This window comes from Pseudomonas sp. SWRI111, assembly GCF_014268555.1.
In the GTDB taxonomy this organism is placed as follows: domain Bacteria; phylum Pseudomonadota; class Gammaproteobacteria; order Pseudomonadales; family Pseudomonadaceae; genus Aquipseudomonas; species Aquipseudomonas hamedanensis.
The window spans coordinates 115,597-133,642 of sequence record NZ_JABWQQ010000005.1 but is presented as its reverse complement, the minus strand read 5'-3'; the positions used below and the strand labels follow the sequence as shown (position 1 = coordinate 133,642).

General features: G+C 57.9%; 14 protein-coding genes. 9 read left to right on the top strand and 5 right to left on the bottom strand.

Going from position 1 to position 18,046, the window contains the following annotated elements:
- Positions 1–7: 7 nt before the first annotated feature.
- The gene (locus HU755_RS08810) at positions 8–1,003 is read right to left on the bottom strand and encodes a metalloregulator ArsR/SmtB family transcription factor (RefSeq protein WP_186549317.1); all 996 of its coding nucleotides are present in this window, start codon (positions 1,001–1,003) and stop codon (positions 8–10) included.
- A 258-nt stretch (positions 1,004–1,261) separates the two neighbouring features.
- On the opposite strand from HU755_RS08810, the gene tkt reads away from it, so the two are divergent.
- The 6 genes from tkt (at position 1,262) to fba (ending at position 7,601) form a co-directional block, all read left to right on the top strand.
- Complete coding sequence (gene tkt / locus HU755_RS08805) at positions 1,262–3,259, top strand: transketolase (RefSeq protein ID WP_186631639.1); 1,998 nt, start codon at positions 1,262–1,264, stop codon at positions 3,257–3,259.
- Between the two features lie 150 nt (positions 3,260–3,409).
- Complete coding sequence (epd, locus tag HU755_RS08800; protein ID WP_186631636.1) at positions 3,410–4,462, top strand: erythrose-4-phosphate dehydrogenase; 1,053 nt, start codon at positions 3,410–3,412, stop codon at positions 4,460–4,462.
- 12 nt (positions 4,463–4,474) lie between these two features.
- A complete protein-coding gene (locus HU755_RS08795; RefSeq protein WP_186631631.1) occupies positions 4,475–5,638 on the top strand; it encodes a phosphoglycerate kinase in 1,164 nt (387 codons plus the stop codon).
- 34 nt (positions 5,639–5,672) lie between these two features.
- On the top strand, positions 5,673–5,894 hold the full coding sequence (locus HU755_RS08790; RefSeq protein WP_186549309.1) for a hypothetical protein: 222 nt from the start codon (positions 5,673–5,675) through the stop codon (positions 5,892–5,894).
- Positions 5,895–5,951: 57 nt separating this feature from the next.
- The gene (locus HU755_RS08785) at positions 5,952–6,284 is read left to right on the top strand and encodes an MliC family protein (RefSeq protein WP_186631629.1); all 333 of its coding nucleotides are present in this window, start codon (positions 5,952–5,954) and stop codon (positions 6,282–6,284) included.
- 252 nt (positions 6,285–6,536) lie between these two features.
- Positions 6,537–7,601 (top strand): class II fructose-bisphosphate aldolase, encoded by a 1,065-nt coding sequence (fba, locus tag HU755_RS08780; protein WP_008081027.1) that lies wholly within the window; start codon positions 6,537–6,539, stop codon positions 7,599–7,601.
- A 273-nt stretch (positions 7,602–7,874) separates the two neighbouring features.
- Here the strand turns inward: fba and HU755_RS08775 are convergent, their stop codons facing one another.
- Complete coding sequence (locus HU755_RS08775; protein WP_186631626.1) at positions 7,875–9,074, bottom strand: type II toxin-antitoxin system HipA family toxin; 1,200 nt, start codon at positions 9,072–9,074, stop codon at positions 7,875–7,877.
- Positions 9,071–9,322, bottom strand: a complete 252-nt coding sequence (locus HU755_RS08770) for a helix-turn-helix transcriptional regulator (RefSeq protein ID WP_186631623.1) — start codon at positions 9,320–9,322, stop codon at positions 9,071–9,073. The genes HU755_RS08775 and HU755_RS08770 overlap by 4 nt, the downstream gene beginning before the upstream one ends.
- Before the next feature lie 487 nt (positions 9,323–9,809).
- Between HU755_RS08770 and HU755_RS08765 the strand changes: the two genes are divergently transcribed.
- Positions 9,810–10,073: a helix-turn-helix transcriptional regulator gene (locus HU755_RS08765; protein WP_238349967.1), complete on the top strand. Its 264-nt coding sequence runs from the start codon at positions 9,810–9,812 to the stop codon at positions 10,071–10,073.
- The gene (locus HU755_RS08760) at positions 10,066–11,349 is read left to right on the top strand and encodes a type II toxin-antitoxin system HipA family toxin (RefSeq protein WP_186631620.1); all 1,284 of its coding nucleotides are present in this window, start codon (positions 10,066–10,068) and stop codon (positions 11,347–11,349) included. Before HU755_RS08765 ends, HU755_RS08760 begins: the two co-directional genes overlap by 8 nt.
- A 241-nt stretch (positions 11,350–11,590) precedes the next feature.
- On the opposite strand, the gene HU755_RS08755 is transcribed toward HU755_RS08760, so the two are convergent.
- The gene (locus HU755_RS08755; RefSeq protein ID WP_186631617.1) at positions 11,591–16,426 is read right to left on the bottom strand and encodes a hypothetical protein; all 4,836 of its coding nucleotides are present in this window, start codon (positions 16,424–16,426) and stop codon (positions 11,591–11,593) included.
- Between the two features lie 345 nt (positions 16,427–16,771).
- Between HU755_RS08755 and HU755_RS08750 the strand changes: the two genes are divergently transcribed.
- Positions 16,772–17,173, top strand: coding sequence for a hypothetical protein (locus HU755_RS08750; protein ID WP_186631613.1), 402 nt, complete (start codon positions 16,772–16,774; stop codon positions 17,171–17,173).
- Between the two features lie 98 nt (positions 17,174–17,271).
- Here the strand turns inward: HU755_RS08750 and HU755_RS08745 are convergent, their stop codons facing one another.
- The gene (locus tag HU755_RS08745) at positions 17,272–17,940 is read right to left on the bottom strand and encodes a polysaccharide lyase family 7 protein (RefSeq protein WP_186631611.1); all 669 of its coding nucleotides are present in this window, start codon (positions 17,938–17,940) and stop codon (positions 17,272–17,274) included.
- Positions 17,941–18,046: the final 106 nt, after the last annotated feature.

Here is an 18,046-nt window from a genome sequence, read left to right as displayed (position 1 = left end):
CCTGAATTTACCGATGGTGAGTGTCGCCAGCCGGTCGCTGAAAGTGGCGAACCTGGATCTGGAAACCATTACGTAAGCCTACATAGAGGCTTTCCCCGGGAACGAGTCCCGCAGCGGTGGCCCAACGGGCCAGATCGTCCTGTTCAAACCCCAACCAAAGATCACCGCAGGCCTCCCTGGCCCAACTCTGGTTGTGGCTACATAACTCTGTCACGAGCAGGCTACCGCCCGGTTGCAGCAGGTCGGCCATGTGCCTGAGCGCATCGGCCGGGGCGGCGAAATGGTGCAGCACCATGTTCAACACCACGCAATCGGCCTGAAGGCTTGAGCCATTCAATGCATCGGCCAGTTGCAGGCTGACGTTAGCCAGCTGTTCACGTTCGCAGACCTGACGCGCCAGTTCGAGCATCGCCGGGCTGTTGTCCAGTGCCGTCACTGCGTGGAAGCGGCGCGCCAGTTCGGGCAGAAAAGCGCCGTCACCGGGGCCGACTTCGATGGCCGTGGCAGCACCATTGAAATTCAGCTTGTCGAGCAGGGCCAGCACGCTATCGCGGTACTGCGGCAAACCGGCGATCAAATCCTGCTGGGCACGGAATTTCTCCGCAACCCGGGCGAAAAAGTCCTGACTGGCGGCGGCACGTTGCCCATGGACCTGTTCGATCCGTGATTGCACGTCATCCGGCAAAGCCAGATTGTCGACTTCTTCTAACAATGCAGCATGCAATTTGCCGCCGAGCAATTCGGTGTGGGGCAGGGCGCGGCGGTAAAAAATCGCGTTGCCTTCACGGCGTGTCGCTACCAGGTCGGCTTGCGCCAGCACTTTAAGGTGATGACTCATGCCCGACTGGCCAATGCCGAAAATCTGCGCCAGCTCCAATACACCAAACGAATCGTTGGCCAGCGCGCGCAAGACATTCAGCCGCAGCGGATCGCCGCCGGCCTTGCACAGGGCCGCCAGCTCGTCGCAATCGTCGTGGCGAATGGAAGGCACGCGTAAATTCATAGGGCCGCAGTCTAGTGACGGCGAGAAAGCATCGCAAGGTCAATATCAAAAAGTTTTGATATTGCTCGATAAATGGCACTTCCCACGAGATGGTTAACTCTACAAACCCGTAGCGGAAAGGTTTCACCTGTCGAAACCGTCGCCAACCATGGGAAAAACGCCTGCCGATGACTATCTGTCATTGCCCCGAGGCGCATGGGTGAGGGAAAATGCCCTCCTTTTTTCCGTTTCAATCTATTCACACCCAGGAGATCAGCGATGCCTAGCCGTCGTGAGCGTGCCAACGCCATTCGTGCCCTCAGCATGGATGCCGTGCAAAAAGCCAACAGCGGCCATCCCGGTGCCCCTATGGGTATGGCAGATATCGCCGAAGTGCTTTGGCGCGACTACCTCAAGCACAACCCGAGCAACCCATCGTTCGCCGACCGTGACCGCTTCGTGCTGTCCAACGGTCACGGTTCAATGTTGATCTACTCGCTGCTGCACCTGACCGGTTACGACCTGTCGATCGACGACCTCAAGCAGTTCCGTCAGTTGCACAGCCGCACCCCGGGCCACCCGGAATTCGGTTACACCCCGGGCGTCGAAACCACCACCGGCCCGCTGGGTCAGGGGCTGGCCAACGCCGTCGGTTTCGCGCTGGCGGAAAAAGTCATGGGCGCGCAGTTCAACCGTCCTGGTCATAACATCGTTGATCACCACACCTACGTGTTCCTCGGTGATGGCTGCATGATGGAAGGCATTTCCCACGAAGTCGCCTCCCTGGCCGGCACGCTGGGTCTGGGCAAGCTGATCGCCTTCTATGATGACAACGGCATTTCCATCGACGGCGAAGTCGAAGGCTGGTTCACCGATGACACGCCGAAGCGTTTCGAAGCCTACAACTGGCAGGTCATCCGCAACGTCGACGGCCACGATCCTGAAGAGATCAAGACCGCCATCGAAACCGCGCGCAAGAGCGCGCAGCCGACGCTGATCTGCTGCAAGACCACCATCGGTTTCGGCTCGCCGAACAAGCAGGGCAAGGAAGATTGCCACGGCGCCCCGTTGGGTGACGCGGAAATCGCCCTGACCCGCCAGGCGCTGAACTGGAACCATGGCCCGTTCGAAATCCCGGCCGAGATCTATGCCGAGTGGGATGCCAAGGATAAAGGTCGCGCCGCTGAAGCCGAGTGGGATCAGCGTTTCGCTGCCTACTCCGCAGCGTTCCCGACCGAAGCCAATGAGCTGATCCGTCGCCTGAGCGGCGAACTGCCGGCCGACTTCTCGGAAAAAGCCTCGGCCTACATCGCCGAAGTCGCGGCCAAGGGCGAAACCATCGCCAGCCGCAAAGCCAGCCAGAACACCCTCAATGCTTTCGGCCCGCTGCTGCCGGAAATGCTCGGTGGTTCGGCTGACCTGGCCGGCTCCAACCTGACCCTGTGGAAAGGCTGTAAAGGCGTCAACGCTGAAGACGCCAGCGGCAACTACATGTATTACGGCGTGCGCGAGTTCGGCATGACCGCAATCATGAACGGCGTTGCCCTGCACGGCGGTCTGGTGCCTTACGGCGCGACCTTCCTGATGTTCATGGAATACGCGCGCAACGCGGTGCGCATGTCGGCACTGATGAAGAAGCGCGTGATTCACGTCTACACCCACGACTCCATCGGTCTGGGCGAAGACGGCCCGACGCACCAGCCGATCGAGCAACTGACCAGCCTGCGCAGCACGCCAAACCTCGACACCTGGCGTCCTGCTGATGCCGTGGAATCGGCGGTGGCCTGGAAAAACGCCCTGGAGCGCAAGGACGGCCCGTCGGCGCTGATCTTCTCGCGGCAGAACCTGCAGCACCAGGAACGTGACGCCGGCCAGATTGCCAACATCAGCCGTGGTGGTTACGTACTCAAGGACTGCGCAGGCGAGCCTGAGCTGATCCTGATCGCCACCGGTTCGGAAGTCGGTCTGGCCGTTCAGGCCTTCGACAAACTGACCGAACAGGGCCGCAAGGTGCGCGTGGTGTCGATGCCATGCACCAGCGCGTTCGATGCTCAGGATGCGGAATACAAGCAGGCGGTGCTGCCGTTGCAGGTCAGCGCACGTATCGCCATCGAAGCGGCCCACGCCGACTTCTGGTTCAAGTACGTGGGCCTGGAAGGTCGCGTGATCGGCATGACCACCTACGGTGAGTCGGCGCCGGCTTCGGCACTGTTCGAAGAGTTCGGCTTCACCCTGGAAAACATCCTGGGTCAGGCTGAAGAGCTGCTGGAAGACTAAGTCTGACAGCTGAGTTGTCTGGGCTGGCGCCATCGCGAGCAGGCTCACTCCTACAGGGGTTTATGTCCCATGTAGGAGTGAGCCTGCTCGCGATAGCGTCGGTTCAGGCAATAAAGAGCTTTCTGATTCACCACGGTAATCGAGAACCCCATGCCTCAACCGCGTCCCTACAAAGTTGCACTCAACGGCTACGGCCGCATTGGTCGTTGCGTCTTGCGGGCATTGTTCGAGCGAGGCGAAAAGGCCGGGTTTGAAATTGTCGCGATCAATGATCTGGCCGACATGGCCAGCATCGAATACCTGACACGCTTCGACTCCACTCACGGTCGCTTCCCTGGCGAGGTGCGTGTAGAGGGCGATTGTCTGCATATCAATGGCGATTGCGTGAAGGTTTTGCGCAGTGCCACCCCCGAAGGCATCGATTGGGCGTCGCTGGGCGTCGATCTGGTGCTCGAATGTTCCGGTGCCTATAACACCCGCGAAGACGGCCAGCGCTTCCTCGATGCTGGCGCGCCACGGGTGCTGTTCTCGCAGCCGATGGCCAGCGAAGCGGATGTCGACGCCACCATTGTCTACGGCGTCAACCAGGACTGCCTGACCGGCGACGAGCTGCTGGTGTCCAACGCGTCCTGCACCACCAACTGCGGCGTGCCGCTGTTGCGCTTGCTGGACAAGGCGATCGGCCTGGATTACGTATCGATCACTACCATCCATTCGGCGATGAATGACCAACCGGTGATCGACGCCTATCATCACGAAGACCTGCGCCGCACCCGTTCGGCGTTTCAGTCGGTGATCCCGGTGTCCACCGGTCTGGCGCGCGGAATCGAGCGCCTGCTGCCGGAACTTGCAGGGCGAATTCAGGCCAAAGCCGTGCGCGTGCCGACCGTCAACGTGTCCTGCCTCGATATCACGATGCAGACCGCCACGGCGACGGATGCCAACGAGGTCAACCGGATCCTGCGCGAAGCCGCTAGCCACGGCCCGCTCAAAGGCCTGCTGGCCTACACCGAGTTGCCGCACGCCAGCTGTGATTTTAATCATGACCCACATTCGGCCATCGTCGATGCCAGTCAGACCCGCGTTTCCGGCCCACGGCTGGTGAACATCCTGGCCTGGTTCGACAACGAATGGGGTTTTGCCAACCGAATGCTGGACGTTGCAGACCACTATCTGCAAACAGCAACTTCAAAAAAACCGTAGGAAGTGCGACCCATGACCGTGTTGAAGATGTCCGACCTCGATCTGCAAGGTAAGCGCGTATTGATCCGCGAAGACCTCAACGTCCCCGTCAAGGACGGTGTTGTCACCAGCGATGCGCGAATCCTGGCTTCGCTGCCGACCATCAAGCTGGCGTTGGAAAAAGGTGCGGCCGTGATGGTTTGCTCGCACCTTGGCCGTCCGACCGAAGGCGAGTTCTCGGCCGAGAACAGCCTCAAGCCTGTCGCCGACTACCTGAGCAAGGCCCTGGGCCGCGAAGTGCCGCTGGTGGCCGACTACCTGGGCGGCGTCGACGTCAAGGCCGGCGACATCGTGCTGTTCGAAAACGTGCGCTTCAACAAAGGCGAGAAAAAGAACGCCGACGAACTGGCCCAGCAATACGCGGCCCTGTGCGACGTGTTCGTGATGGACGCCTTCGGCACCGCTCACCGCGCCGAAGGTTCGACCCACGGCGTCGCCAAGTTCGCAAAAATCGCCGCTGCTGGCCCGCTGCTGGCCGCTGAACTGGACGCGCTGGGCAAAGCCCTTGGCGCACCGGCCAAGCCAATGGCGGCCATCGTTGCCGGTTCCAAGGTGTCGACCAAACTCGATGTGCTGAACAGCCTGAGCCAGATCTGCGACCAACTGATCGTCGGCGGCGGCATCGCCAACACCTTCCTCGCTGCCGCCGGTCATCCGGTCGGCAAATCGCTGTACGAACCGGACCTGCTCGACACTGCGCGTGAAATCGCGGCCAAAGTCAGCGTGCCTTTGCCGGTTGACGTGGTGGTCGCCAAGGAATTTGCAGAAAGCGCCGAAGCCACCGTCAAGCTGATCGCCGACGTTGCGGCGGACGACATGATTCTGGACATCGGTCCGCAAACCGCGGCCAATTTCGCCGAACTGCTGAAATCGTCGAAGACTATTCTGTGGAACGGCCCGGTCGGCGTATTTGAATTCGACCAGTTCGGCAACGGCACCAAAGTGCTGGCCCAGGCCATCGCCGAAAGCTCGGCGTTTTCCATTGCCGGCGGTGGCGATACGCTGGCGGCCATCGATAAATATGGCGTGTCCGAGCAAATCTCCTACATTTCCACCGGTGGTGGCGCGTTCCTCGAATTCGTCGAGGGCAAGGTGCTGCCAGCGGTTGAAGTCCTGGAAAGCCGGGCCAAGGCCTGAGGCCGCCCGTTTGGCCAGGCAAAGGAGTGTTCACATGGTCAAGTCGTTAGCACTGTTGTTGCTGACCGGTACGCTGGCGGCCTGCGGGAGTAACCCGAAGGCCGAAGCCACGCCTGCACCGAGTGAGGCGCAGAAAGGCTGTTACCAGGCCGACTGGCAGGCCGAAACCAACCCGGTGCTGAACAAGCGCTCGGGGCCGGATGGCCTGGACAAATACGAGACGCAAACCCCGGTCAAGGAACATGGTTGTCCTTGACGGGTCTGACTCTTTAACTCAGGGCTGGCGGCGTGTGTCGTCAGTCGAGGAACACGGATGAAAGGCTTGATCGCCGTTGCGGCGTTGGCATTGTTGGGCGGTTGCGCGCAATTGAACCTGTTTCAGTCGTCGGCTCCGGCGGACAACTGGACGACCTGGACCTGCGACAGCCAGGCCAAAGTGTTGTGGCGTTACGCCGATGCCGGGCAGAAGGAAGTCGACGTTCGCCTCGGCGGCGGCGATCAGGTCTATCGCTTGAAAGAAGAGCCGGGCGCCTCGGGCACGCTGTACAGCGACGGCATGCTGGCGTTCCACGTCAAGGGTGACGAAGGCCTGGTGTACTGGGTCGCCACCAATGACCTGATTGGCCGCGGTTGCAAAACGCAGTAATTGCAACACCGCAGGCCCATTGTAGGAGTGAGCCTGCTCGCGATAGCGGTATGACAGTCGCTGCAATATTGACTGCAAGATAGCTATCGCGAGCAGGCTCACTCCTACAGGGGTTCTGTGTAGTTCTCAGGATTTTGCTTCATCGAATCACCAGACCGGGCCTCAACCCCCGATCTGCATTAACTTGAATAGCCGCCGCCGCTCCGGCAGGCTGGCACGATCAACGACCCTCAACCGGGAGAGACACACACAATGGCACTTATCAGCATGCGCCAGATGCTGGACCACGCAGCCGAGTTCGGCTACGGCGTTCCAGCCTTCAACGTCAACAACCTTGAGCAGATGCGCGCCATCATGGAAGCCGCTGACAAGACTGACTCCCCGGTGATCGTCCAGGCTTCGGCCGGCGCCCGCAAATACGCCGGCGCGCCATTCCTGCGTCACCTGATCCTGGCGGCGATCGAAGAATTCCCCCACATTCCGGTGTGCATGCACCAGGACCACGGCACCAGCCCTGACGTCTGCCAGCGCTCGATCCAGCTGGGCTTCAGCTCGGTGATGATGGACGGCTCGCTCGGCGAAGACGGCAAGACCCCGACCGATTACGACTACAACGTCCGCGTCACCCAACAAACCGTCGCCATGGCCCACGCCTGCGGCGTATCGGTAGAAGGCGAGCTGGGCTGCCTGGGTTCGCTGGAAACCGGCATGGCCGGTGAAGAAGACGGTATCGGCGCTGAAGGCGTTCTGGACCACAGTCAGATGCTGACCGACCCGGAAGAAGCCGCTGACTTCGTCAAGCGCACCCAGGTCGACGCCCTGGCCATCGCCATCGGCACCAGCCACGGCGCCTACAAGTTCACCAAGCCACCGACCGGCGACGTGCTGGCGATCGACCGCATCAAGGAAATCCACAAGCGCATTCCGAACACCCACCTGGTAATGCACGGTTCGTCCTCGGTGCCACAAGAGTGGCTGGCGATCATCAACCAGTACGGCGGCGACATCAAAGAAACCTACGGCGTACCGGTTGAAGAGATCGTCGAAGGCATCAAGCACGGCGTGCGCAAGGTCAACATCGACACCGACCTGCGCCTTGCCTCCACCGGTGCGATGCGTCGCCTGATGGCCACCAACCCGAGCGAATTCGATCCACGTAAATTCTTCGGCGCGACCGTGACTGCAATGCGTGATGTGTGTATCGCTCGTTACGAAGCGTTTGGTACTGCCGGTAATGCTTCGAAGATCAAACCGATCTCGCTGGAAGCGATGTACCAGCGGTATCTGAAGGGTGAGTTGAACGCGAAGGTTAACTGAGCCTGGGTGTTGAGCTGATTTAAAAGAAACCCGCCGAGAGGCGGGTTTTTTTGCGTTCAGTGTTTTAATAAATTTTTTGAAGATCCATGGCTCAAGGATTTTGATAAACCCAAAAGTTTCCACCTTGAGATGCGAATGGTGTGGAGTTTGTTACCGCATTCGAGACTAGCGAGAGTTTATAAGGTATGCGCGAGCAATGAAAAAGATGGAGCAGCGAGACGCAGCAAAAGGGGTGGATTTATTTGGCCAGCAAAAAGGGGATTGATTGACGATTTATCCAAAGGACAGATTGAACGGTGCTGCCGATTGCTCGATGGCATTGAAAACATGTGGCGCCTGTTCCCGATATTCAGAATAACGTTCAAGTACCGCTTCAACCGAGGCAAGCAATCGCTGAATTCGCTCCGCGGATTGCTCGATCTCACAAGTGTGCGCAAACTCAAGCAATCCTTGTCGCGAGGCAAACATTGATTTGTTACCTGCAAGATCCAATGCCAGAACATCTTCCGGAATATAAGCGGTTGTGTTGACGATGTCGTACGCCGGCGCCAGGCGTGCATCGCGTTGTGTAGGGTTGGAGTAGAGCAATCCGAAATTTTTCAGGTGAGCATCACCATTTCCGACAATACAGCTCAGGGCAACGCTGTCGAACAGTTGTTCAAGGGATGAGCGGCGATTTTCAGGCGGGCAGAACACGCGTATGGCCTTGGCGATTGCCGCATAACTTTTGCTGTATTTCTGATGGGCCGATAGCCCCATCAACACGGCCATGTCTTCGAAGCCAATCGGATTGAGCAAGTCGTCCCGGTCAAAGCGACGCATGACGAACAGCTTGGCATTATTGGAAAGGTAAAAGGGCGGAACGGAAATTCCCGCTTCCTTCGCCATGGACATGCAAAGGAATTCATTGATTACCAGGCCGGGAAATTCGTCTCGCCCGCTTTTGATGATCAGGTCCGATGTTTTAGTGGTCACTCGCGGCTGTCCGCCTTCCTGGCGTTCCGGCACCAACACCTTTGGCTGAACGCCTGAAATGCCTGCGCGCAAAATATAGCGGTCGAGAATATCAGCGCAGATGTCCTCGGTGCCGTCCCAAGTCAGAATCTCCTGAAGGTTTTCCCCGGGAAATTGATGCTCTTCCAGTAGCGCGTCAACCGTTTCAGAACGTACCTGAATCCTGCCGATCGGCGAAGTGCTGCCGGAAAGTGCCAGCAACACCATGGGATCCACATTTAATGTCTTGGCCAGCCGATTGCGCAGTTGCTCAAGCAGATAACCTTCGGGCAGGTTCATTTGGAAAATCGGGTGAAGCTCCTGTCGACGAAACTCTTCATGGCGCACAGGCATCGTCAAGCTGATCGCTGTTTCTGGCGGTGCGTCTTCGTGATAGCGGTAGGTGAAATCCTTCGCATCGTTGAAAAGTTTGCCGCTGTGCCCTTCGGGCGTGTTGACCTTTAGGGAAGTCGTTTTCATTCGAACACATCCCCAAGCTCTTCGAGGGTGGGCATCGCTGCTGGAACAACGGTGAGTTCGCAGTCCAGCGCACCCAGAACCCTTGCATAAGCAATCATGCCAATTGAAAGCGCGCCTTTCTCTACCGCGATGACTTTGTGCCGCGTCAGTCCTGCGAGTAGCGCAAGCTGCGCTTGGGTCAGGCCGCGATTAAGGCGCTTTTCGCGCAGTTGGTTGCCGAGACGGCTGGCCAATAATGAATAATCCATGTTCCGCTACCGTTACATTTGTGACTTAAAGTAGCGTATACGCGACATTTAATCCACAGGCTGCATGTGTAAACGCTAAATCCTACAGACGAAGCGTCTGAGCGGATGTTTCCGACATATGCGTCAGTTGCCCGTCGGAAGCGCAGTGGATAGGATTTGAGTGTCGCTGATGCATCAGCGGCCGGGCCTGGAAAAGCTGATTTAAACCAACCCTGGCCATGGAGGGTGAGTTGAACGCGGACGTTAACTGAGCCTGAGCGTTAAACTGTTTTAAAAAGAGACCCGCCGAGAGGCGGGTTTTTTTTGTGGATGATTTGACGCGCTCGGTGACGTACAGGGCCTCGGGCCGAAAGTGTACGTCATGATGTTTGCGGTGGGGTCGAGCTGGTGGTCGAGCGCGCGTTTGGCGGCAGCGCTGATATGAATGGATCACTTGTAATGTCACTCATATCGGACTTTAATGGTTTTAACCTGATAAAAGTCCTGTATGGGTGACATTTTGATCTTGAGCAATCCGGCCGTTTTCGCCGAACGCGTACGTCAGCTACGAAAAGCCAAGGGCTACAGCCAGGCGTTGTTGGCGCACAGGGCCAAGTGCAGTCGCAAAACCATCATTGATCTTGAGGCAGGTGAGAACGTCGCTTTCTATACCGTGTTTCGGGTGATTGCTGCGTTGGGTATGGCGTTGGAAATTGTTGATAACCGCCTTGATCTAAAATCCCTGGCCGATCTGGTAGAGCATGATGAGTAAGGTCAAGCGCCTCAACGTGATGACGCCGCAAGGCTGGGCGGGCGAGCTGTCCAAAGGTTCGCAGTTTTCTTTTGCCTACCAATCGGCTGACGCGTCTCGGGAGGTCTCGTTGGTCATGCCCTATGACCCGACGCCCTCAGTGAGCAATGTGTTGCAACCGATCTTCGATATGAATGTGCCGGAAGGCTTCCTGGCCGATCAGATCAAGCGTCGGATGGCCAAACATATGCACGTTGATGAAATGCGCCTGCTGTCGGTAATCGGCGGTAATCAGATTGGCCGTCTGGCCTACACGAATCCAGCGGAGCCATCGGGTCCGGTACGTGCGCAAATCGGTTTGCGGGACATTCTCACGGCTGATGCGTCGATGAGCGTTTTCAGCTTTCTCGTTGAGACTTACTTCGAATCGGGTATTTCGGGTGTTCAGCCCAAGGTTCTGGTGCCCGATCTGGACAAACTCACCGGTAGCCGCAAGACCCTGCTGAGCTCCGATCTGATCGTCAAATCAGGTGCAGAGGAATATCCGTTTCTGGCGCAAAACGAATTTCTTTGCCTGGAGGCCGCGCGGCTCGCCGGGCTGGAAACGCCGCCGTTCTGGCTATCCGAAAGCGGTGAGTTGTTTGTCATGGAACGTTTCGACCTGACCGAGAGCGAACGCCTCGGTTTCGAAGACATGGCGGTGCTGTTGGGGCTGAACAAGGATCCTCATGACAATTACAAATATTCGCAAAGCTATGAAACGTTGGCGGCAGTCATTGGCCAGGTCTGCCGGCATGCGGATCCGATACGGGAACTGGAGCGATTCTATTCGTCGGTCTGTCTATCGGTGATGGTGCGCAACGGTGACGCACACTTGAAAAACTTTGGCGTGATTTACACCCATCCCGCCGCGCTGGAAACCGTGCAGTTGGCTCCGGTGTTTGACGTCACGACTACCACCGTTTATTCAAACTACAACCCGAAGTCCGGGCGTTCACTGGTTGACCGCACCCTCGCGATCAAGATGAACAAAACCAAAGCCTACCCCGACCGTCAGCAGTTGATTGAGTTCGGCCGGAAACACTGTGCAGTGGAAAAGCCAGCGCTGATTATCGAGCGAGTCGCTGAGGCAATGAGTCTGGCTCTTTCGACGCACAGACCGACGGTCGATGCTGAATTGTTTGCAGGCATGCGAAGCGAGTGGGATACCGGGCGGATGGTTGCGCTGAATGACTCGGTTGTCTCGGGAGTCAGGCGTAAACCGGTATTGGTGGATAACACCAGAGGCGGTAATTGAGCTGGCAGCCTGCGAGTAGTTACATCAAGCGCAGCCATTCGACTGTCGGCCTTGGGCGCTCCCGCCGGCGTGAGCACGGGGCGCCCAGCCCGGTGGGATCGTAGAGGTTGAACGTGTTCTGGATTCTGAAGACTTGCCTGCTCGCGATGGCGATAGCCCGGCCGACAACGCTGCCGGTCGATATTCGCAATCGCAAGCAGGCTTGCTTCAAGGGCGCTTCAGGTCCTCCAGCATCGCCTGTTCAGGCAGAGGACCCTGAAGGCCCCGGCTGAGGCAGCGTGCTTGTCAGTCCCAGCCGGTTCACGCGGTTAGCAACCGCTGAGATCGTCATCCTGAATTCGCCATTGATTTTGACGTATTTCATCCACGATTCAGCATGAATGTCGTTATCGAGTGCGAACTTGACGACCGCGTAGCGGTTGCGGTTTTCCGGTTTGAGAGAAAGCTGGTGCCAGTCTCGAAAGTGCTGGTCGGTAATCCTGGTGTACTTTCCCGCGGCGCCTTTATGCAGTTTTATTGCCCTGATAGTGCCGGGGATGGTCAGCTCGCCATTTTTTGCGACGAACGTGCGCCACCTCAAAGGGTGCAGGCGGTGAGTCCTGGCAAACGTCTCTGCGGCCTCTTTGGTGGGTTGATTCATGCAAAGCCATATTTGAAAAAGGTTGTCTGTCAGCTTCTCGTAGTGTGCCGGCCTGAGCATCGCGTAGCCGAGCGTATTGATTTCTCCTGTGCGTTGTCTGACGAATTTGTTCCAGGACCGTACCGGGATGTTTCGTTCATTGAAAAAAGGTACGGGGTCGAGAGTAGGTAAAGGATTGGCCGATTGGGCATTGGCGGTGATCCGTTCTTCCCATTCTTTAAGCGCCCTTAATATCCGGCTGTCAGCCTTGGGGCCACCACCGGGTAACCGGTTCAGAGTATCGAGTGCCCAGAGTTGATTGGGCATCTTGCGTAATCTGAAAGAGGTAAACGCTCCACTCGGCGTGAGCACCGGAGCGACCAGCCCTTTGCGGTCGTAGAGGTTGAATGAGTTCTGGATCCGGAATACCTGCTCCTCACCCTTTGCGCCGGTGCTGCGCACCAGCAGGTTATTCGCCGGGGAGCGATAGATGCCCGTGCCCTCGGCGAAGGAGGAGCCGGTCGGAATACCGCCCTTTACCAGCAGGCGCGCGTGTTCCTGCAAAAACGCTCTCTGGTATCCGCTCTGATCGGCGATCGGTGTTTGCTTCACCGGCCTGAGCAGCATCTGCAGAGGTTTGATGCCAATGCCGGTGGACCGCGCAACGCTGCCGACTTTTGCCGTCGCCGTCGCGACCTCGAACAGCACGCGCCCAGCCATCCCGCGACGGAGAATGAGCCCTGCAACGTTCTGCCCCAGGTGGCGCACGGTCTGGACGCTGATACGACCGGCGCCACCGGCCCAGCGCAACGCCGTAGAGCCCAGATGGCCAGCCCAGGGGAACGCGCCCAGCATCGTCGTTACGACATCGACCCCGAACATCACCTTGTTGAACCTGGACTGCGCGTCCAGTTCTTCGTTGGTCACGCTTTCGGCGTCGGTCTTGTCACGCAGGTGCAAGTAGTTCTGTCGATACAGTCCGGCCAGCATATCGCCGGTGTAGGCGGCCAGTCGGTGGTTGAGCAGGCGAGTGTTCGCTGGTAATCGCGCCTTCAGGTAAGCCTGCCAGGCCGGGCTGCGCATCAGTGCGGGCAGATGTGCTTCGCTGGCGATCTCTCGCAGGTCCATGCCGTCCGGTGCATCCGGCGTATACAGCACGCGCATGTCACTGTTGGCGGCAGAGAGAATCAGCACGCCGTTCACGGTTTGGCCGCCGCGTCCCTCAGGGGCGTTGTTGGCCGGATTGAACATCAGGGCATTGGCAATGATTGTCTGTCCGTCGACGGTCTGGCGCGTTGCCGGATCGGGGGCGGCCAGGACTGCCGCCATCCATGCCGCGGCTTTTTTCTGCATATTGTCGCTGTGCAATGCACTGCGATAGGCATCGGGGCTCAATCGGGCCGACAGCGCCGAGTATTGCAGCGCACACGACTGACTGGTCATCCAGGCCTGTTTCAGGGCTATGGCATCGGTCGTAGTGGCCTGGGGAGCCAGGTGGCTGTCCAGCACGCTTTGCGTGTATCGCTGACCAATGTTCAGCTCTTTGACCCAGCGCTCCAGGCATTGTTGATCGAGGCTGACGGCTTTGCCCTGGCGATCAAGTACCCAGCGACCCTGGGTTGTAACCAGCCTGGCCGCCAGCGAGTCGTGCTCTGTCCATGCAAGGCTCTTTTCCCATGGCTTGTTGTTTTTCAGCAGCAGGTTGGTCAGCGTCATGCGAGTGGTTGCGAGGCTTTCATGCAGCGTACCAAACCCGGCCTGTACGCCAGAGCCGACCCGGGTTCTAGTGGTCTGAATGACGAGGGTCTGGTCCGGGTCGACGCCCTCGGACGGGTAGTCTGCCCTGGCCTGGCCGTCCGGCCCTTTTTCTTCGAGGTATGTGCGTATCTTCAGCAGCACCTGTTCCTTGGCGTACTCCGCCAGGGAGGGGATGAGGGCCTTCCATTGCTGGCTCAGCTGCTGCTGTTTTTCTTCTGCGGTCTGCGCCAGCTCTTGCAGTGCCTTGCGGTCATTGGGGCTGAGGCGTTTTTCCCATTCCGGTCGCCAGTGTTCCAGCAACTGCCGATTACGTGCCATGAATGCGTCGGCCATATCCAGCAACTCGATCAGTTCTGTGCGGGCGTTGCTTGCACTGTCCGGCTCATCTTCGGTCAGCCCCAGAATCGTCTGGATATCTGTCTGCTGCTTGTCAAGCACCGCCTGGATACTGTCGGCGACAAAGTCGTCCGCTATCGGTGCGAAGGCGTGGCGCAGGTCGCTGCCCCACAAACCGGTTTTCGTGTGTTGTACCGCTAGCGGCAAACCAACGGCGAGCAATCTGCCGGTATCGTCGCCGGCATTGAAGCGTGCCACCAACGTATCACGCAGCGCTTGCAGGGTCGGCATTTCTTCAAAGCCCCGATGCGGTGTATAGAGCACCACCAGGCCGGCGTCGCTGCTCCCGCCGACGCCTCGGCTATCGAGATTTTTGTGTCCATGGGGCCAATGAGGAAGCACCGGGCTGGAACCGTCCCGGGCCGTCAGGACGAAACTGCCCGCCAGGCGCGCGCCTTCGGCGGTGCCACTGTTGACTGTCAATTGATAGACGCCAGGCCGCGCTCCATCGCTGAATTTGGTCTCACGCCGGGCCAAAGTCGGATAGCGCAGCGCGCTGTCGATCAACTGTTTCGCCTGTGGGCTCAGGGTCTGGTCGGCTGTGCGCAGGCACGCCTGTACATCCAGGGCCTGGCGATGCAGGTCAATCAACCGCACCTGTGGGCAGTTCAGCTCGGGGGCGACCGGAGTCTGCCAGTAAGCGCTGACCTGTTCGGACAAACGCGCTTGCAGGGCCTCAGCCAATTGCGGCAGCGAGCCGTTTTGCAGGATCTGCTCGGCTTCGTTGCAAGCCGTGGGGCTGCTGAATACGCCTTCGGTGACCGGAGCGGCGTCCTCCGGTTGCACAGCGTCATCCTCATCACTGGGCACAGCGGTGTTTTCCCACAGCAACAAGGTGCGCAGCGCTTCGAGCAATGGGCGAGAAGACTCCAGTCGGCGAAGACCATCGTCATCGGTCTGGTAGTGGTTTACATATAAACCGGCGAATCCGCTATCGGTCGGCAGCTGTGGGAAGGTCTCCTTGAGCAGAGATGTGAGGGCCGTCTGCAGTGAAGGATGCCGCTGCTCGTCGAGTACATCGCCGATCTGCTGATTGAGATCGTTCCAGCGTTGAATCAAGCGTGTCTGCTGCTCGATGTCCGGCAGCGTCTGCGCGGTGATGGCCATCGGCGCGGGCGTTTCAGGCAATCGCGCAATCAAGTCCGGACATCCCGTGAGTGGCAACGCCAGTGTGGTGTGCAAGCGCGTGGCCAAGGCGTCGAAGGTGGTCCGGGGCGAGTCGAAGGCGTGATCCAGTTCGGTGTCCTGCTGTTGGCGGCACGCCTTCAGGCAGGCACTGAACACCGCGCCGGTGATCGGGCTGTAACGCAAGTTCTGTCCTTGGCTCAACACCTCGCTGGCGCGGGTCCTTTCGCTGAGGGCAATGTTCTTGAGCAGCAGCGTTTTCTCAAGGCCCGCCACGAGGCGACGGCGCAGAAAGTTTTCCATGGCGTTGAAGTGCTGGAATATCTCGACGCCGAATTGTGGGGTGTACAGCACGGTGGGGCGCGCGCCATGCAATTGTTCGGTAATGATGAAACAGCCGCTCAGCGGGGCTGACCATTCGGGCAAATCTGTCGCAAACAACGTAATGCCCACAACTTGCGCCGGTGTGGCGTTGTTCGTGGTCTCGTGGAGCACAAGATTTTCGATCAGTTGCCGGCCTTCGATCACCACCGTCACGTAGGTCCTGGCGGTGTCCACGGCGGTCTGACGCTGTATGTCGGCAGGCTTTTGCTGCAACGCCTGCTCGGCTTGCAGCAGCTGTTGTTGGGCATCGTGCAGTTTGAGGTCTGCCTCAAGACGAAACGCCATGCGCTGTTTTTGACTGACGGCCTCATGCACCGTCAGCGCACCCGTGGTGACATGGGGCGACGACCAGAATGCCTCCAGCGCAAGCCAGTAGAGCATCGGGCTGTCCTTCTGCAAATCACTGATCAGCTTATTCACTGCCGCCACTTCCAGGGCGCAGATTTCGCTTTCGTGGCCGGTGTCGACTGCCCGAGGGTAGAACCCCACCGCCTGTTCGACGCGGCCGCTTTTCGGTTCTTTTTCCAGCTCGGTGGGAGTTTTTCCTGTCGCAGTGGCATCCTGCAGCACCTGCGTCAGGTTGCGCGTGCGGGTGAGTCGGGGCTTCCTTGCGGTGTTGTCCTGAGCGTCCGGCGGCGTGTCATAAATGTACTCATTGAGAAACACTGCGTCGGGATCAGGCGGGTCGTCGGGTACAAGATTGGCCAAGCCCTTGCGTAAATGTGTGGCAATTACCGCCGCGAAGTCCGGCTGCGCATCCAGCAGATGCTCAATGGCGGCGATGCATGCCGGCAATCGGCGCAGGGCGCCTTCAGGTGTGAGTGAGGGGGAAGTCATGACCGGGGGTTCCTTAAGATAGGTTCGCCATGCAGTGCCGCCAGTGCTGGCGGTGCTGCACGCGAATCGAACAATCGATTCGACCTACCCTAATCACGCGTGCAAACGCACCCGATATACATAGTTACTACATGGCGAGTGTGCTTGTTGCCGTTTGTGTCGGCTGTACAGGCAAACGCCGAATTTGATTGCTAAAAGTTTTATATATTTCTAAATGGTCTAAAAGCCTGTCAGATATGACAGTGGTGACTATCTTATTAAAGGCTTACCGTAAGTGCTCACTTCTATTTAAGGATGCACAAAATGTCAACGGATAAGCTAACTAAAGCGAACGCTGAGGGTAAAATTTACTTGTCGTTAAAGACTTTCGAAGGGAAGGAATTTACATACTCAATTGTGGGTAAAGATTTTTTAGAATGGGGTGATGATTATTTCCGCTTTGGAACTTCCTTCAGTTTGGGAGGGCACAATTTTTATATTGGTTCCCGAATTAAGTTGAATGCTGAGATCCACGTTGCTCACAAGCTGGGCGAGCTTGGAACAGTAGCATATGCTCATCTGAAACTTGAGGAGTTTCACAATGATCAACAAGCCGAGGGTATTATTTATCTGACAAGAAATGGTCCTTATCCGCAGGGAGTACTCAGTTGGTATGAAGATAATGCGTTTTCTGTGTCGGCGGTTTTTGATTTTTCTGAAACTTGATATTCCATGGCTTATGCGGCGTCAGAGCCAAGCGGCAGACTCCCTGAGTCTGCCATTTATTTTTCTCAGCGACCCACGGCGTTCAACTAGTAAATATTTTACCTGTCATGATCGATATCAAGTTTCGAAAAAGTGACCTGCCCCCCTTCACTCGTATACCCGGTATTGTCCTGCACATAAACCCCGGCCTTGAAGTAAAGCGGCTTGTCACGCCAGGTCGCGCTGATCTGCGAGTCCCACTGATAGCCCGCCGCACTTACACCCAGCGCGCCACCGGGGCTTAGGTGGATGAGGTAGTTGAATTCGCGATCGAGCTTGATGCCCGTGGCAAGGGTGATGACGCGGCTTTCGGCATCGTCCGGGCGCATGCGCACTTTGATCACCAGATTGCCAGTCTGGGTTTTTTCCTTGTACTGATATTCGAGTTTGACCATCGGCCGCTGGCTCTCGTACGCGTGGATCTGGCCGATGACGATTTTGCCCGAGCTCGGGACCTGATTGACGGTGAGGGTGGCGCGCAGCAGGTTGTCGGCGTCCGGGTAATACCAGTTGCGCAGGGTGCCGTTGCTGTAAGTCTCGCGCAATTCGGTGCGCGGATAGACGGCGTTGGCGGTTTTTGACCCGGTAACCGGTGACCAGAAAAACAAGGTGCCAGTGTCGGAATGGAAGTATTGATCCTTGAAGCCGTTCACCAGTTTTTCGGTTTCGACGGTGTACGGCGGGCTGCCAACGGGAACGCTGAGGTTCCAGGTTGCGAGGTCGATCATATCGGTTCTTCCACTCGATTCATCCGGAACGCGGGTGCCAGAAGCTCTAGCCCGCGCCTTTTGGGCCGGCCTTTATAAGCGTAGCGGCAATATTTGTTAATGCCCG

What these genes read in the sequence shown, in the direction of transcription:
- HU755_RS08765 (WP_238349967.1), top strand. Translation starts at nt 9,810, where the DNA reads ATGGGTGACATTTTGATCTTGAGCAATCCGGCCGTTTTCGCCGAACGC.
- HU755_RS08775 (WP_186631626.1), bottom strand. Translation starts at nt 9,074, where the DNA reads ATGAAAACGACTTCCCTAAAGGTCAACACGCCCGAAGGGCACAGCGGC.
- HU755_RS08770 (WP_186631623.1), bottom strand. Translation starts at nt 9,322, where the DNA reads ATGGATTATTCATTATTGGCCAGCCGTCTCGGCAACCAACTGCGCGAA.
- HU755_RS08760 (WP_186631620.1), top strand. Translation starts at nt 10,066, where the DNA reads ATGAGTAAGGTCAAGCGCCTCAACGTGATGACGCCGCAAGGCTGGGCG.
- epd (WP_186631636.1), top strand. Translation starts at nt 3,410, where the DNA reads ATGCCTCAACCGCGTCCCTACAAAGTTGCACTCAACGGCTACGGCCGC.
- fba (WP_008081027.1), top strand. Translation starts at nt 6,537, where the DNA reads ATGGCACTTATCAGCATGCGCCAGATGCTGGACCACGCAGCCGAGTTC.
- HU755_RS08745 (WP_186631611.1), bottom strand. Translation starts at nt 17,940, where the DNA reads ATGATCGACCTCGCAACCTGGAACCTCAGCGTTCCCGTTGGCAGCCCG.
- HU755_RS08785 (WP_186631629.1), top strand. Translation starts at nt 5,952, where the DNA reads ATGAAAGGCTTGATCGCCGTTGCGGCGTTGGCATTGTTGGGCGGTTGC.
- HU755_RS08810 (WP_186549317.1), bottom strand. Translation starts at nt 1,003, where the DNA reads ATGAATTTACGCGTGCCTTCCATTCGCCACGACGATTGCGACGAGCTG.
- HU755_RS08795 (WP_186631631.1), top strand. Translation starts at nt 4,475, where the DNA reads ATGACCGTGTTGAAGATGTCCGACCTCGATCTGCAAGGTAAGCGCGTA.
- HU755_RS08790 (WP_186549309.1), top strand. Translation starts at nt 5,673, where the DNA reads ATGGTCAAGTCGTTAGCACTGTTGTTGCTGACCGGTACGCTGGCGGCC.
- HU755_RS08750 (WP_186631613.1), top strand. Translation starts at nt 16,772, where the DNA reads ATGTCAACGGATAAGCTAACTAAAGCGAACGCTGAGGGTAAAATTTAC.
- tkt (WP_186631639.1), top strand. Translation starts at nt 1,262, where the DNA reads ATGCCTAGCCGTCGTGAGCGTGCCAACGCCATTCGTGCCCTCAGCATG.